Below are 16,111 nucleotides of genomic sequence, written 5' to 3' on the forward strand. Positions count from 1 at the left end.
CCCTTCACCTGACGCTGAGATAACCAGCCGCAATCGCATCCCCTGCCAAGGCCGCTTCGAGCTGCTTCTGCGTGGCATAGTCGAGCTTCTCGGTCATCGGGCGCGCCTTAGGCAAGATCAGCGACCGGATCCTGTCGCGCAGGCCACGCGGCAAAAGCGGCTTGATCCGGTAAAGGTAGAAATGCGAAGTGGAAATGCGCCCAAGCAGCGTGCCCTCCACCGCCACCAGCGCACCTTCGGAAGCATTGCGATGCGTGCCCGAGGGCTGCACCGCGCCCTCGACACCGAGAAACCGGCAGATGCGGGCAAACTCGGCGGGACGGTCGGCGAGGAAATCCTCGAACTTCACGACCAGAACGTTCTCATCGCCAAACGTCTCGCGCCACGGAGCAAGCTGCCAGTCGTAGCGGGAATAGGCGACATAGCTTTCATCCTCGAGCACCGCCTCGTTGAGCGGGCGCTGTTCCAGTTCAAGCCCCCAGAGGTGGTGATACTGGCTGACGATGCGCCGGATCGGGTCTCGGGTCATGTAGATGATCTTGACCTCTGAACCAAGCAGTCTGCGCGCCCTTTCGGCGACCCCCTCGTAGGTCGGGCGCTTCGCATAGGCGGTCGAAGCGTCACCGGCCATGACACCGGGCGGGCAACCGTCGAACTTGCGCCGATAGGCCGCAAGGCCCTCGGGGGTTTGGACCGCCTCGAAGGCGAGATCGTTGGGCTCTTTCTCCGGGGGAAGCCAGATACCGCCGACATGCAAAAGCTCTTCGTAAAGCGTGGTCGTTCCAGCCTTCATTGCGCCGATCAGCAGGAAGCTCGGTAATGTCATGTTTTCCCCTTGATTCGCGGAAATCGTCGCCACCCACGCATGCGCTTTCAGCCCGATATCACATACCACTCTCGCAGTTGCAGCGTAACGTGTGCTCACCACGCTGAGCAATAGCAATCGCCCAAGGCCTGCGGCGGCACTCCGTGGTTGTGCCGCACCCACGTGATGAAATAGTATATAATAAGTGGTGAGGCCGTTCCACAAGCAGCCCGGATCAAGCGAGGAGCCAAATTAATGGTCGCACTGGTCATTCCCGTCTGGAACGGAGGAGAGCGCTACCGAGAATGCCTTGAGGCAGTGGCCGGGCAGGTTCCCCCTGTGTCGGAACGTCTGGTCATGGAAAGTGGCTCAAAGGACGGCTCGCGCGCGCTTTCGCTCCAATACGGCTTTCGCGTGCACGATGTCGCGCCGGGCACTTTCAACCATGGTGGAACCCGCTCTGACGCCATGCAATTGGTGGATGACGATATCATCGTCTTCCTCACCCAGGATGCGATCCTCGACGATCCTCGTGCCATCGCCAATCTGGTGGCTGCTTTTGACGATCCTACCGTGGGGGCGGCCTACGGGCGCCAGCTTCCGCATCGCGACGCCAATCTCTTTGCCGAACATGCCCGCGCGACCAGCTATACCGCCAAATCCTATGTGACCTCGATGGAGGCCGATTTTCCCGTCGGGATACGCAAATGCTTCGCCTCGAATTCTTTTGCCGCCTATCGCCGCACCGCGCTGGACCAAGTCGGAGGTTTCCCGAATTCGGTGATCCTGAGCGAAGACGCCTATGCGGTGGCCCGCATGCTGCAGCAAGGCTGGAAGGTCGCCTACGTCGCCGAGGCGAAGGTGCGCCATTCGCACAATTACACCCTGCGCGAAGAATTCTCGCGCTATTTCGACATCGGCGTGTTTCACGATATGGAAAGCTGGATTCTGGAGACTTTCGGGCGTCCCGAGGGCGAAGGCGCACGGATTGCCCTAAATCAGATCCGCTTCTGCCTCTCGCGCAAACGTCCGGGGGCAGCGCTCCGCTCGGCCGCCATGAGCGGGGCGAAATTCCTGGGTTACAAACTAGGCTTGCAGCACGCGCGGCTGGGTGTGAAATGGTCGCGTCGGCTGGCGATGCACAAGGGGTTCTTTCGCACCACGTCGGCGTAACCCCGCAAGGCCCGCAACGGGCCTCAAAGGTCATGTATGTTGACTTGTATCAGGCGGTGGGTCACAACCGCAATCTCCACCATGGGAGCGGACGTGCCCACCGGGGCGTCTGCGTTCTGCTTCTTCAGAAAGGCCTTCCGCCAGCCGAACAGCTGCGGTGGCGAAATCCCCAGGCGCCGCGCCAGCGCGGAAACGTTCACGCCAGGCTCGAGCGCTGCCGCGACCGCTTGCGCCTTGAACTCATCCGACCAACGGCGGCGCTCCCCGACCGGTGCTCCGTCAAAACGCTCAATCACAGCCTCGACCAGCTGCAAGCTATCAGTCGCAGGCATAGGCGCAGAACTAGTCGTAGACATGGAACCTCGGCGTCAGACCAACCCCAACAGCCTATCCCAGACCGGCCGCGCCGCTAACCCACGGGGTCTCCTTGCCGCTTACTGAAGTCTACTTCTCTCCCCCGTTAAAATGGGGGATTACCATGGCGCGGGAAGGCGACGCGGGCCCGGCGCTGGCTGCGCGCCCTGCGCGGGCGGGCACCGTTGCGCAGAGCCCCCTGCCCGGTCGCACCCGCTCAGCGCGGCGTGCCCAGAATCCCGGCAACCGTCTCCGGCCCCGCGCCCAGTTCGGCAAAAAGCGCCGCGCCAGCGGCATGGGCCGCTAGGTTCAACCGTTCGGAATGGGCCTGAACGGCCGAAGGGAGGCTCTGCCGTTCCGCCACCACCTGGGCGAGCTTTCCGGCCAGAAGCGCCACGTCCCCGGCCGGGGCCATCGACATCAGCCAATCCTCGGAAATCAGCCGGCCGCGAATGCAGCCCCGGTCCGGCGCCAGCACCGCCACGCCGCGGGCATAGGCCTCCAGCAAGACCAGCGGATCGGCCTCGTCGATCAGTTTGGTGGGCAGCACGAACAGGTCGATCTCGTCGAAGAACTGCTGCTTGGGCGCGCCCGAAAGCGGCCCGCGCCACTCGATCCGTCCGGCATGGGCGGCAACCGCGGCCTCGACGCGGGCGCGCAGCCCCGGATCGGGGATCGGCCCGGCAAGGATCAGCCTGCCTTCGCAGCCCTGCGCCAGAAGCGCGGCCCAGAGATCGAGCAGATACGGAACCCCCTTCTCCTCGGTCATCACGCTCATATGGCCGAAGCGGACCTCGCCCGCGCGCGGCGCGATCTCGCCCCGTTCCACGGCGGAATAGAGCGCGGCATTGGGCATGACCCGGATGTGATCGCTGCGCCCCTTAGCATAGAGCGCGGCGAAGCCGTCGCGCATCCGTTCGCAGAGCATGATGTGGCGCAGCCAGGCCCCGCCGAGCCGCTCGATCAGCGCGATCGCCCGCAAGGGGCCGATGGCAACGGCGCGAAAGCTGTGGTGGTGCAGATAGAAGACATGGCGACGCAGCCGCAGCACCAGAACCGTGGGCAAGAACAGCCACGCCCCTAGTTGCCCTGGTAACGAGCCATAAACGAGGTCGTCACGGCGCAGCCTCAAGAGCAGCCGCAGCGGGTTCACCACCGCCCGCCACAGCTTGGCCCCCACATCCGCCCCCAAAGGCAGAACGTGCAGATCGGTATAGCTGGCAAAACGTTCCGCCATGTGTCCGTTGAACACGTTCTGGCCATTGACCGGGGGCGGTAACTGGCCAATGAACCACAAACGCCGCCGCTGCGTGATCGCGTTATCCAAGCCGTCACGTATCATACGCAATCTTCCCCAATCAAATTGCACAGCGCTTGGCATTCCGGACCTTGCGCCAGCTTTGTCGCCTTATGCTGGCCACCCCGCCCGACCACCGGCTCTTCAAAAATCCCTGCAGATACTGGCCATACTCGTTTTTGGCGAAAGTCTTGGCCCGAGCGGCCAGAGCCTCGCCATCGATCCAGCCCGAACGATAGGCGATTTCATCGAGACAGCCCGTCTGCAGGCCCTGGCGCAGCTGCAAGGTGCGCACGAAGTTGCCCGCATCAAGCAGGCTGCCGTGGGTGCCGGTATCGAGCCAAGCATAGCCGCGGCCCATCTGTTGCACCGAAAGCTTGCCCTCGTGCAGATAGGTCTCGAGCAGCGTGGTGATCTCGAGTTCGCCACGGGCGGAAGGCTTGACCTCTTTAGCCCGCGCCGAGGCGGTGTTGTCAAGAAAGTAGAGCCCGGTCACCGCGTAGTTCGACGGCGGCACCGGCGGCTTTTCTATGATCGCGATCGCCTTGCCCTCGGCGTCGAAATCGACCACGCCATAGCGCTCTGGGTCGGCGACGTGATAGCCGAAGACGGTGCCGCCCTCGGGCTGCGCATCGGCGGCGCGCAGGAGCTCAGGCAGGCCATGCCCGAAGAAGATGTTGTCGCCCAGCACCATGGCCGAGGCCGCGCCGGCAAGGAAATCCTTGGCCAGAAGATAGGCCTGCGCCAGCCCGTCGGGCGAGGGTTGGGTGATATAGCTGAGCGAAATGCCCCATTGGCTGCCATCGCCGAGGATGCGGATGAACTGCTCCTGATCTTGCGGCGTGGTGATCATGGCGATCTCGCGGATGCCGGCAAACATCAGCACCGAAATCGGATAGTAGATCATCGGCTTATCGTAGATCGGCAGCAGTTGCTTCGACACGCCCATGGTGATCGGGTAAAGCCGCGTGCCCGACCCGCCGGTGAGGATGATACCTTTGCGATTGCTCATTTGGCTGCTCCGAGTTGTTGCAGGACTGCGCTCAGCTCCGCGCGCCAGTCGGGGCGGGAAAGCCCGAAACCGGCGAGGCCAGTGCAGTCCATCCGCGAGTTGGCGGGCCGGCATGGGATAAGCCGAGGTCGGGATGTCTTCGATGGCGCAGGCAAGACCTGCTTGCGCCATGATCTCGCGGGCGAAATCGACCCAGCTTGCATCGGGCGCGCCCGAAAAGTGATAGGTGCCGCCCAGCTCGGGCTGCGTGCCGAGCACTTCGGCGATGCGCAGGCAGGCCGCGGCGATGGCGCGTGCCGTGGTGGGGCCGCTGATCTGGTCGGCCACCACGGTGAGCTTGTTGCGCGTGGCGCCAAGGCGCAGCATGGTTTTCACGAAATTTGTCCCATGCGCCGAGAACACCCAGCTGGTGCGCAAGATCGCGTGCGAGCCGCTCGCCGCGCGCACGCCCTCTTCGCCCGCCAGTTTCGAGCGGCCATAGGCGCCGAGCGGGCCGGTCGGATCTGAGGGCTTCCACGGCGCGGTGCCGTCGCCGGCAAAGACGTAATCGGTGGATATCTGCACGAAAGGCACGCCGAGCGCGGCGCAGGCCTCGGCCATGGCCGAAGGCGAGGTGCCATTGATCGCGGTGGCGAGGTCTTCTTCGCTTTCGGCCTTGTCCACCGCCGTGTAGGCCGCCGCGTTGATCACCGCCGAGGGCGCGATCCGGCGGATCGCCTCGGCGCAAGCCGCCGGATCGACGAGATCGGCTTCGGCGCGCGAAAGAAAACCGGCCTGCGGCGCAAGGGCGCGCAATTCGGTAGCAACCTGCCCGGTCGAACCAAAGATCAACGTCGTCATCGCACTCAGCCCTTGCCCAGCCGCACACCCACGCCCTTGCTCTCAAGAAGCGGGTGCCACCAGTCTTTGTGGGGCAGATGCCACTCGACGGTGCGCGCGAGGCCCTCTTCCACCGTCACGCTAGGCCGCCAGCCGAGTTCGGTGCGAATCCGCGTGGGGGCGATGGCATAGCGCGCATCATGGCTGGGGCGGTCGGTGACGAAGGTGATCTGATCGGCGTAGGAGCTCGATGCCTTGGGGCACTTCTCGTAGAGAATGGTGCAAAGCGAGCGCACCAATTCGAGGTTGGTGCGCTCGTTCTCGCCGCCGATGTTGTAGCTGCGGCCCAGCTCGCCCTTGGCCACCACCGGCAAAAGTGCATCGGCGTGATCTTCGACGAAGAGCCAATCGCGGATGTTGTCGCCCTTGCCGTAGATCGGCAGCGGCTTGCCCCCGAGCGCGTTCAGGATCACCACCGGGATCAGTTTTTCCGGGAAGGGATAGGGGCCGCAATTGTTGGAGCAATTGGTCAGCACCACCGGCAGGCCATAGGTCTCGTGCCAGGCGCGCACGAGGTGGTCGGAGCTCGCCTTCGAGGCGGAATAGGGGCTGCGCGGGTCGTAGGGGGTATCTTCGGTGAACTTGATCGTCGGGTCGTTCGGCAGCGAGCCGAAAACCTCGCCGGTCGAGATGTGGTGAAAGCGGAAGTGCTCGGGCTTGCCCTCGCGCTGCCAATAGGCGCGGGCGGCCTCGAGCATGTTATAGGTGCCGGTGATATTGGTCTCGATGAAATCGCCGGGTCCGTCGATCGAGCGGTCGACATGGCTTTCGGCGGCAAGGTGCATCACCGCATCGGGACGATGCGCGGCGAAAACGCGATCGAGCGCGGCGCGGTCGCGGATGTCGACCTGCTCGAAGGCGTAGCCCGGCCGATCGGAGACCGAGGCGACGTTGCTTAGCGAACCGGCATAGGTGAGCGCATCGACGTTCACCACCTCATGGCCGCGCGACATGGCAAGGCGCACCACCGCCGAGCCGATGAAACCCGCTCCGCCCGTGACGAGTATCTTCATCCCAGGCCTCGTAGGAGAAAGGGCTGTCGAAATCGGCCAGAGCCGGGGCGGCGCTGTCCTTGCCCGACAGGATCGGCGCAGCGCCGGTCTCGGGCCAGACGATGCCGCAACTATCCCAGCGCACCGCGCCATCGCAGTCCGGCGCATAGTAGTCCGAGCATTTGTAGACAATCTCGGTATCGGGCTCAAACGTGACGAAACCGTGCAGGAAGCCTGCCGGAATGAACAGCTGCTTGCAGTTCTCGAAGCTCAGTTCCTCGCCCACCCATTTGCCGTAACTGGGGCTGCCCTTGCGGATATCGACGGCCACGTCGAAAAGCCTGCCCCGCCCGCAGCGCACCAGTTTGGCCTGCGCATGGGGGGGCGATTGGAAGTGCAGGCCCCGCACGGTGCCCACGACGCGCGAAAGCGAATGGTTGTCTTGCACGAATTCCGGCAGAAATACCCCAGCCTGTTCCAATGCACGCCGGTTCCAACTTTCCGAGAAGAACCCGCGCTCATCTCCGAACCGGCGCGGCTGGATCCGGAGAACAGCTTCGATTTCAGTCGGTTCAATAAAAATGGTGTCGTTCATTTCGTCAGTCTTCATGTATCTTCGCACCGGCACGATATGGCGCGCATTTCGATCTCGCCCCCTGCACCATGCCCGATGCTCTGCAGGTCGACCGGCGCGGCAACCGTATTCTGCACCTGTTCCTCGCCCAAGCAGGCGTGACGCTCATTTGCCCAGCACGCGCTTGATGGCCCGCACCTTCGTCGGTCCGAGCAGGGTCTTCAACTTGTGCTTGGCATCCCCGGACAGGTTCGACTCAAGATTTTTGATCGTCTTCAGCGCGTTGCTTTCATCCTCCGCGTCCACGAAGGCCTCGACCAGAAGCGGGCGGGCGGCCGGTTCGGGCGAAAGCAGGCGCGCTGCGATCTGTGCGCTTTCCTGCTTGCCGCGGAAGGCGAGATAATCGAGCCCCAGCGCCTCGGCATAGCCTTTCACCAGATCGGGCGACATCCGGCCGAAATGCCCATCCGCCGCAATAAAGGCATTCGCATCCGCGCCGAACTGAGAACCGGGGTGGTTGTGCTGGGTGAATTCGGTGCCCTTGCCGTTGTTGACCAGCAAGATCCGCACATTCTTGCCCAGATGGCGATTACCCAGCACGTTCATATCGTAAAAGAACGCCAGATCGCCCGTCACCAGGAAATAGAGCCGGTCGGGATCGGCCAGCGCGGCCCCCACCAGCGAAGACATGCAACCGTCGATGCCGAAGCCCCCGGTATTCGAGGCCGCGCGGACCCCCTCGGGCAGGTCGAAGAAATTCCATGCCCGCAGGCTGTTCAGGATCGCGAAATGCACGACCGAGCCCTTGGGAACCTGCGTAGCGAATTGCGACGCGATCCAGAGATTCGAGAAGGGCAGATCGGGCACCAACGCACGCTTTTGCGCCAGCATCGCCCTGCAGGTCTCGTAATATTTGGTCTCCCCCGCCTTGCCTTGCGTGTAATGCTCGAAGAATTGCCGCTCGGGCATCTCGAAGACATGGCGCAGCTTGCGGAATGTGTCGCGGATCTCGCCGTCCGGGCTGACCCGCCAGACCGTCTTGCGCGGGATCTTGTGACTTTCGTAATCGCCCGAAACCTCGCCGAGGTGGATCAGCACGTCGGGCCGGATCGCGGATTGATTGGCCCGCTCCTGCCCACCGATCAATGCCGACTGAACCCGGTATTTGCCGTGATAGCCGCTGGTATGATCGCATAAGACCACCGCGTCATGAACCTCGCAGAAGCGTTCGATCGCGGCGGTCTCTGCTGCGCCGAAGGTCCGGTGTGCGCCGATGAAGATGCCCACCCGCCCCTTGAGCTCGGGCAGGGTATCGCCCCACACCCAGCGATCGACCTTGCGATAGCTGGGCAACTCCTTGACCGAGAAATCGCGGCTGTAGGTCGTGGGCAGGTTGATATGCACGGGCCCGCCGCCATGGCGTTTCAGTTCAAGGATCGCGCGATTGACCTTCATCTCGCATTCCCAGACCTCTTCGGCATCATGCACGATGGGCAGATCGACGCTGAGCTTGACCACGTCGTTGGGCGGAGAGCTGCGGTCGATCACCTGAGCGATGTGATGGCCGATCCGGGCCTGAGGTTGCGTCGAGGTGACGGCAAGCACCGGAAGCTTGCGATAGAAAGCCTCGGTCAGCCCGGGCAGGTAATTGCGCGACGCCGTGGCGCCGGTGCAGCTGATCACCACCGGCTCGCCGCTTTCTTCAGCCAACCCGCAGGCCATATAGGCCGCCGATCGCTCATCCACCGCCGAATAGACGGTGAAGAACGGATCGGTTTGGATGGAACCGACGAAAGTGATGTTCGTGGCCCCCGGCGAAGCGACAACCCTATGGATACCATACGCCTTGAGCAGCGCGATCACTATCTGAGCTTGTTTTTCATCGGTGTAATGCGTCACGACGGCCTCAATTTCTCGATCAACCCGAGCGGGATGTTCCGGTAGGCTAGATAACTGATTTTCCTCTTCAATCCCTGGAATTCGCTCAGGGCTGCATGTTCGCGCGCGGCACGATCGCGCAGCGCCTCGCCGCGCGAATTCAGGGCAAGGAAACCTCCCCCTGAAAGCTGCGCGCGAAACTGCGCCGCTAGCGCCAAACGGGGATCGCGAACCTTGTCCAGATCGACAAGAGCACCGACTTTCGAAGGATCGAAGCGGCGATCATACATGCGATCGTAACGCACCTGCGGAACCGAGTTGGCGGCTTGGCAAAAGCTCTCGACATCTTGCAAAAACACCCACGGGCGATGCCCGAGATGCGCCTCCAACTCGTCGAGGTAAAGCTCCAGCACCTCTCCCCAAGTCATCGCTTGCCGTGCCGTCAGGTTGAAATCCTCGCCCAGGGCCGCCGAATTTCCAACAAGCGCCGCGATCATGCGTGCCACATCGGCCCCGTCGGTCAGCGTGGTCCATTTCTTCAGCATTGGTCCGCAGAACACGATGCTGCGCCCCTTCAGCGCTCGGTAGAGCCACGTTTCCTTTTCAAGCGTTCCAAGCTGGAATCGGGCATCCCCGAACGTGATATATGGGCGCACGATCGTCCAGTTCGTCCGCCCCGAGGCGCGCAACAGATCTTCCTGACGTGCCTTGGCAAGCGCATATTCGTCGGTGGCGAGAAAGGCCGCATCCGTCGAAAGATCAAGCAACCTGGCCGAACGCTCGGTCAGCGGCACATCCGATTGAGCGAAGACACGCCCCGAACTCAGGTAGACATACTGTCCCGTCGCATCCAAGAACATGTCCCTGTGCGCGCGAAAGGTCGCAGTGTCGTGGACCATGAAATCGACGACGACATCCCAATGCTCGCGCAAGATCCCCTTCAAGAATTCGCCGTCACGGGCGTTACCCTCCACATAGCGCAGCCCCGCAGATGCCGGTCGCGCGCTGCGACTGGTAACGACCAATTCGTGCCCTGCCTGCACGAGTTCCCGAGCCAACTGGCCACCTATCGCCCCGGTCGCGCCTAATGCCAAAATCTTCATGGTTTTCCTTGGGACTTCGACAACTTCCGCCTGATCGCTGAAAGGATGAACGCTCTTTCGCGCGCCGACAAGCCAAACATCCCGATCACGATTACCGGAAGGGCAAATACCAGCGCAACAGCCCCCAAAGAAACCACACCGGGCATCAGGCGGGCCGCTTGCGGCACAAATTGCAGCAGGCCAAAAACTGCCCCGCTGGAAACGGTGATCACAAGGAAAACCGGAACCAGCACCGAACGGGCGTAGGGGGCGAGCGGCAGGCCCACCAGAAGCCGGGTGATCCAGAGCCGGGCCGCGAACATCAGCAGATTGATCACGATGGCGATGACATAGACGACATAGGCCTCGGCGCCAAACCTGATCGCGATCCAGGAGAAGATCAGAACGAAAGCCTGCAAGATGCCCAGGACCAGCTCGTAAAGCCGCACATGCCCGGTCGCCCGCACCGCCGTCATCAAGGGCAGGCTGATCGCCACGATGGCGTTTTCGATCAGCGCGAGCTGGGTGAACAGCACGGTCTCGGCGGGGGGATCACCCAACCACAGATGCAGGATCCCCGGCGCCGTGGCGATGACGGGAAGCGTCGCGACCCAAACTAGAAAGAATGTGACCTTGGAGCCGAAATGGATCAACTCAGCGGTTTGCTCATGCTCGCCCGCAGCATGGGCCTTGATGATCGGCGGCTGAAGCGCCAGCGAGAAATTCCGTGAAAAAGTCAGGATTTGCGAGCCGACCGAAGAGGAAATCGCCCGTGCCGCCACCGTCGCCGGATTGAAGGCCTGATTGACGAGGATGGTGACCGCCTGATTGCGGCTGACCGTGGTGATCTGGCCGAAGATCGTCCAGCCGCTGAACCCCAGCATCTCGCGCAGGAGCGGGATTTCGAGCGAAATCCGCCGCCAGCGGCATTCTTCATAGTGCCGCTGGCTGTAGAAAAAAAAGTTCAGCGCCAGGATCAGCGCCACCGCCGCAAAGAGCGCTCCGTAAAGCACAAGGTGATCGGTGGCGAAAACCGTCAGCGTCACCGCCGCCGCAAGGCGCAGGATCGCATCGAGAACCGAAATCATCGCGAAGGCATGCATGTCCTCATGGGCCATGATCACCGACGAATGGAAGGTCGAGAACAGGCTGAAGACGAAGGCAAGCCCAAGCAGCTGATAGAGGATCTGCGCGGCGGCGAAACGCTCGGGCGCGATCACCAGCTCATGGCCGACGAACCACAGCCCTATGGTCTCGAAGCCGACGATCGACAGGACCGCCGCGAGCAGGGTCAGCACGAGCCCGGCATCGTGGACCTGCTTGAGCGAAAACCGGGAATCGTTGCCCATCGCGAAAGCAAAGAACCGCTGCACCATCGTGTTGAGCGAGATCGTTAGGAAGGACCCGATCATCACCACGTTCAGGATCACATTGTAGAGGGCGAAATTTTCTACCCCGAGATTCTTCAGGATCACCCGGATCGTGTAGAGATTGATGAAGATGATGAAAATCTGACGCCCAAAGAGCGCCACGGTGTTCTTTGCCAGCCGAGATGTCTGTTTTTGCGCCAATTCTATCTCGATCTTGTAAATGATTCCGTCGCCGCGCACTGCAGAAGCGCCGCATCTTTCCTTTTCATGACCCGAGACACGGGCCGCGCAAGCCCGCCCGAACCTATCATCGCGGCCGGACAATACTGCCGCAACACCTCACTATTTCTTTTCCGCGGCCGCAAGCGCATTGCCAAGGAAGGCGCAGGACGTGGTTCTGAGTCGAGAAATCTTCGCGGATATAACCTCGTAATCCGGGTTTTGCGAGGCGACAGGCGGAAACGTTCCGTCCCAGTCGGTCAGGCCGTGGCCTGACAGCCCCAAGCTATCGAACAGCGAGGTGAACCGGTCCAACCCGCGCTGGCTGTTCAGAAGCGTCAGGAACGGTCTTTGGAAGATGATAGAGAAGATCGTGCCGTGGTAGGAGTCGGTCACCACGAACTCGGCATTTTCGAACGCGGACAGCCAGTCTGGAATGTTGGTGAATGCGCGTGCCGAGGGCGAGAGAACGCGCACCGGCAGATTGCCACGCTGCGCTGCAATTTTCGCGGCCAGATCGCGGGCCTCTTTCTGGCGGTCTAGCACATAGACCAGCACGCAAGGACCCTGCTTCGGCCCGGCCCCCATCATGTCGCGATAATACTCGGCCTCATGCAGCAAGGTCGGATCAAGAACGAAGCGGGTATCCTCACGCCCGAACACCTCGGAACAGATCGTCTGGCCGCTCTGCTCGCGCACCGAAATCGCGTCGAAGCGGGACAGGCAGGCCCTGATCTCCTCGCTGCGCGCAGGAAAGGCCCAGTGGCCATGCCCAAAAGAGGCTGCATAGGCCACGCGTCGCAACGCATCCCCCCCGAAATTGAGGAAGTAATTCAGTTCGCTCCCATCCTTCTGATAGTCCATGCGCCAAACCTGATCGCTTCCGACGACAACCGTCGAAAGACCAAGGCGCGCAATTTCGGCCTCGATGTCTCGGCCGCTGCGCACCGGTCTGGAAATCTGCGCGACACGGCTTTCGAAAAATCGCCGATGCTCGCTTGCGGCCATGGCCTTGCTGCGAATGCCGCGTAGGTCCTGCAGCGGGATCCGTGCCAGCACGGGCGAGATTCGCGTCTTCAAAGTTTCGTGTCGTGCATGCTTGTCGAGCAGCACCGGCTCACCACCCTGCTGTTTGATAGCGTCATGCAGTGCCAGCATCTGCAGGATGCCACCGTAGTTGGTGCTCAACTGCAAGGTCAGAATACCCACCCGGCCCCGTGGTCCCGATTGAACCATGCAATTTTCCTTTCTGGCGGGTGCCTACCCTCACGCCCCCACCTGCCGAATCACCCCAAAATAGTTCACCGCAGTCTAGCACGCACAATCGAACGAACGCACGACGGCCTTGCCCCAGTTTTCGAAGAAGCGCGCTAAGGGGATGAACTGCCTTCCCACTGCCCTGCCAACCAACCTTGGACGCCCCGAAGCTGGAATCTCCCTGCTCTTGCTCTGCTCACGCCAAGATAAAATTGCGCACAAAATCGCTTGCGGGACGGCTTCGGATGTCTTGCGGGCGGTCGATCTGTTCGATCCGGCCCATCGATATCACCACCACCAGATCGGCCAGCTCCATCGCCTTTTCCTGGTCGTGGGGGACGAAAGCCGTGGTCAGGCCGGTCTCGTCGTGAATGTCGCGCAGCCCCTGGCGCGGCTCACGGCGCGCCTTGGCGTCGAGCGCTCCGAAGGGCTCGTCGAGCAAGAGTCTCCGGGGTTCGATCGCCAGCGCGCGCCAACACCACCCGCTGCCGTTGCCCGCCCGAAAGCTGCGAAGGGTCGCGCGTCTCGATATGGGGCAACTGGATCAGATCGAGCAGGTGATTGACGCGCTGTGCGATCTAGGTCGTGTTGACAAAAGGGATTCCCCTCGGGGGCAGGGCATGATTCAAGCTGGCATCTGCGATGGAGACCCGCTTGGCACGAGACCTTATGTCGGACGGGGAATGGGCGTTCTTTGAGCGCTTCATCCTCGCCGTCCGCGCCCCGAACGGACGCAAAGCCACCAACCACCGCCTCGTCCTTGATGGGATTTTCTGGATTGCCCGAACCGGAGCGCCATGGCGGGACCTACCTGGCGAGTTCGGCAAATGGTCAAGCGTTTACCGACAGTTCCGACGCTGGACACTGGCGGGCCTCTGGGAGGACATCATGGATGCCCTGAACCAGAGCGGAGCCGTGCCAAGCGCCCTGCAAATGATCGACAGCACCGTGATCTGCGCCCACCATCAGGCAGCGGGCGCTAAAGGGGGACTCCACGACAGGGTTTCGGCCGTTCTCGAGGTGGCTTTACGACCAAGATCCACCTTCTCGTCAACGCACACGGGCTTCCCATGAGGACAGAGATCACACCTGGCCAGACGTCGGACTATCTCGGCTTCGATCTGGTGATGGCGGATAATCTGCCCCGCCCGAGCGTGCTGCCCGCGGATCGCGGCTACGATGCAGACAAGATCAGAGAAGGCATGGAAGCGCGCAACGTCCTGCCCGTGATACCGATGCGCAAGTCCCGCAAGAAGCGGATTGGTGTCGATCGCTCGCTGTATCGCCTGCGTAATCTGGTCGAACGCTGCTTCAACAAGCTCAAGAACGCCAGGCGTGTCGCGACCCGCTACGACAAGACGATGATGTCCCAGCTGATGGTGTAGCTGGCGGCGGGCCTCGCGCTCTGATGCGGGCCGAGCAGGTCAGTCGCGCTGCGCGGCAGGCAGGCTGACCATGACATCATCGCAGACCGGCGCGAGCGTTTCCAGTGTCAGATAACGGCCTCTCTGGACCGTCCATTCCTCGGTCCGCTCCATCAGGATCGCGCCGACCAATCTCCGGATCGAGGCCTCGTTGGGGAAGATCCCGACGACGTCCGTGCGTCGCTTGATCTCGCCGTTCAGACGCTCGATCGGATTCGTGCTGTGCAACTTCGCGCGGTGCTGGGCGGGGAAGGTCATGTAGGCCAGGACGTCCTCCTCGGCCGTGTCCATGAGCGTGGCCAATTTCGGCAGCTTGGGACGCATCTGATCCGCCACCAACCGCCACTGGGTCTTGGCCGTGGCGTGGTCGGGCTGGGCAAAGGCCGTGGCGATAAAGGCCGAGACCACCCTGCGGCTGCTCTTGCCGGCATGGGCCAGGGCGTTGCGCTGGAAATGCACCCGGCAGCGCTGCCAGGTGGTCGACAGCACCCGCGCCGTGGCCGCTTTGATGCCCTCATGCGCATCGCTGATCACCAGCTTCACGCCGGAGAGGCCGCGGCGGACAAGGTCGCGCAGAAACTCGGTCCAGAACGGCTCCGCCTCGGAAGCCCCGATCGCCATGCCCAGCACTTCGCGCCGGCCATCAGTGTTCACGCCCACCGCGATCGTCACGGCGACGGAGACGATCCGTCCCCCCTGACGCACCTTGAGATAGGTCGCGTCAATCCAGAGATAGGGCCATTCGCCCTCGATCGGGCGGGTGAGAAAGGCATCGACCCGCTCATCGATTTCCTCGCAGAGCCGGCTGACCTGGCTCTTGGAGATGCCGGTGCCGCCCATGGCCTGCACGAGATCATCCATCGACCGTGTCGACACGCCATGGACATAGGCCTCCTGGATGACAGCCGTCAGCGCCTTCTCCACCGAGCGCCGGGGCTCGAGAAAGGACGGGAAATAGGTGCCCGTGCGCAGGCGCGGGATGCGCAGCTCGACACTGCCGGCCCGGGTCTGCCAATCGCGATCACAATAACCGTTGCGCTGTGCCAGCCGCTCGGGGTTCTTCTCGCCGTAGTCGGCGCCGGTCTTGGCGCCAACCTCCAGCTCCATCAGACGTTCGGCGGCGAAGCCGATCATCTCACGCAGCAGGTCGGCATCTCCGCTCTTCTCCACCAGCGCTCGGAGGTCCATCATAGGTTTGGTCATCGGGTCTATCCCTCGGTTCAGGTTGGTTGTCGCAACCCGACCCTACCGAGAAACCCGATGGCCACCGACACCTACACCACCAAACAGGACGTCACCCGAAAAAAGGCGGAAAGCTTCCTCGGCTTCATTGACATCACGTCGATCCGTCTCTGGATCCGCCATTTGTCAACATGACCTACGCCGGATGGCTACATACAATTACTCACCGCAAGAGGTTTTTCAATGCTACACAAATTGCTACACAATTTGCTGCGCGACTATTTTTATCATGTTGATTTTATTGTTAAAATTTATGAAGTGTGGGCAATGTGGCGCACTTCGTCTCCGCCACTTGACATTGATTTCACTGGATAATTTTGTATTTTCGCGACCCCTTGCATGTTGCGTTGCATGTCAGGGGAAGGTCTTGATCGGGCCAGTTCGCAGCCCGAAAGCGACGCAGGCGATCACACAACGACCTTGTTGCGCTAATCGGACGACGGGCCGATCTGGGCCTTATCCCGTCTGTCTCATGTCACGGCCTCGATCTCGGCCCGTCCCAGGGCCGAGCAGCGGTTCATGAATGAGCCATGTCGCGCCATTGGTCCGAGCG

General features: G+C 62.0%; 12 protein-coding genes and 3 pseudogenes. 2 read left to right on the forward strand and 13 right to left on the reverse strand.

Annotation, left to right across the window (positions count from 1 at the left end):
- Positions 1–4: 4 nt before the first annotated feature.
- On the reverse strand, positions 5–826 hold the full coding sequence (locus tag EOW65_RS19110) for a sulfotransferase family protein (RefSeq protein WP_128152170.1): 822 nt from the start codon (positions 824–826) through the stop codon (positions 5–7).
- A 234-nt stretch (positions 827–1,060) separates the two neighbouring features.
- Between EOW65_RS19110 and EOW65_RS19115 the strand changes: the two genes are divergently transcribed.
- Positions 1,061–1,978: a glycosyltransferase family 2 protein gene (locus EOW65_RS19115; protein ID WP_128152172.1), complete on the forward strand. Its 918-nt coding sequence runs from the start codon at positions 1,061–1,063 to the stop codon at positions 1,976–1,978.
- Between the two features lie 23 nt (positions 1,979–2,001).
- Here the strand turns inward: EOW65_RS19115 and EOW65_RS19120 are convergent, their stop codons facing one another.
- The 11 genes and pseudogenes from EOW65_RS19120 to EOW65_RS19170 all read right to left on the reverse strand — a co-directional run.
- Positions 2,002–2,292, reverse strand: coding sequence for a transposase (locus EOW65_RS19120; RefSeq protein WP_206364106.1), 291 nt, complete (start codon positions 2,290–2,292; stop codon positions 2,002–2,004).
- Between the two features lie 257 nt (positions 2,293–2,549).
- On the reverse strand, positions 2,550–3,569 hold the full coding sequence (locus EOW65_RS19125) for a glycosyltransferase family 4 protein (RefSeq protein WP_164880166.1): 1,020 nt from the start codon (positions 3,567–3,569) through the stop codon (positions 2,550–2,552).
- Positions 3,570–3,771: 202 nt separating this feature from the next.
- Positions 3,772–4,641 (reverse strand): annotated as a pseudogene (gene rfbA, locus EOW65_RS19130) (glucose-1-phosphate thymidylyltransferase RfbA); the annotation flags it as partial.
- Positions 4,638–5,481, reverse strand: a pseudogene (gene rfbD, locus EOW65_RS19135) (dTDP-4-dehydrorhamnose reductase). The pseudogenes rfbA and rfbD, both read right to left, overlap by 4 nt.
- Before the next feature lie 5 nt (positions 5,482–5,486).
- Positions 5,487–6,533 (reverse strand): dTDP-glucose 4,6-dehydratase, encoded by a 1,047-nt coding sequence (rfbB, locus tag EOW65_RS19140; protein ID WP_128152180.1) that lies wholly within the window; start codon positions 6,531–6,533, stop codon positions 5,487–5,489.
- Positions 6,457–7,122 (reverse strand): dTDP-4-dehydrorhamnose 3,5-epimerase, encoded by a 666-nt coding sequence (gene rfbC, locus EOW65_RS19145; RefSeq protein WP_240664799.1) that lies wholly within the window; start codon positions 7,120–7,122, stop codon positions 6,457–6,459. Before rfbC ends, rfbB begins: the two co-directional genes overlap by 77 nt.
- Before the next feature lie 129 nt (positions 7,123–7,251).
- Positions 7,252–8,985 carry a thiamine pyrophosphate-binding protein gene (locus EOW65_RS19150; protein ID WP_128152182.1) on the reverse strand — a complete coding sequence of 578 codons (1,734 nt, stop codon included), beginning with the start codon at positions 8,983–8,985 and terminating at the stop codon, positions 7,252–7,254.
- A complete protein-coding gene (locus tag EOW65_RS19155; RefSeq protein ID WP_128152184.1) occupies positions 8,982–10,067 on the reverse strand; it encodes an NAD-dependent epimerase/dehydratase family protein in 1,086 nt (361 codons plus the stop codon). Before EOW65_RS19155 ends, EOW65_RS19150 begins: the two co-directional genes overlap by 4 nt.
- Positions 10,064–11,656, reverse strand: a complete 1,593-nt coding sequence (locus EOW65_RS19160; RefSeq protein ID WP_128152186.1) for a lipopolysaccharide biosynthesis protein — start codon at positions 11,654–11,656, stop codon at positions 10,064–10,066. The genes EOW65_RS19155 and EOW65_RS19160 overlap by 4 nt, the downstream gene beginning before the upstream one ends.
- Positions 11,657–11,758: 102 nt before the next feature.
- Complete coding sequence (locus EOW65_RS19165) at positions 11,759–12,871, reverse strand: polysaccharide pyruvyl transferase family protein (protein ID WP_128152188.1); 1,113 nt, start codon at positions 12,869–12,871, stop codon at positions 11,759–11,761.
- A 217-nt stretch (positions 12,872–13,088) separates the two neighbouring features.
- A pseudogene (locus EOW65_RS19170) lies at positions 13,089–13,470 on the reverse strand (ATP-binding cassette domain-containing protein); the annotation flags it as partial.
- A gap of 64 nt (positions 13,471–13,534) precedes the next feature.
- Here EOW65_RS19170 and EOW65_RS19175 point away from each other — a divergent pair.
- Positions 13,535–14,277, forward strand: a protein-coding gene (locus EOW65_RS19175) for an IS5 family transposase (RefSeq protein WP_128152190.1) whose coding sequence is annotated in 2 segments (ribosomal slippage) — positions 13,535–13,874 and positions 13,874–14,277 — 744 coding nt in all. Because the reading frame shifts where the segments join, the coding sequence is not laid out codon by codon here.
- A gap of 39 nt (positions 14,278–14,316) precedes the next feature.
- Here the strand turns inward: EOW65_RS19175 and EOW65_RS19180 are convergent.
- A complete protein-coding gene (locus tag EOW65_RS19180; protein ID WP_128152191.1) occupies positions 14,317–15,519 on the reverse strand; it encodes an IS256 family transposase in 1,203 nt (400 codons plus the stop codon).
- Positions 15,520–16,111: the final 592 nt, after the last annotated feature.

It is taken from the genome of Paenirhodobacter ferrireducens, from assembly GCF_004022265.1.
Classification (GTDB): Bacteria; Pseudomonadota; Alphaproteobacteria; order Rhodobacterales; family Rhodobacteraceae; genus Rhodobacter; species Rhodobacter ferrireducens.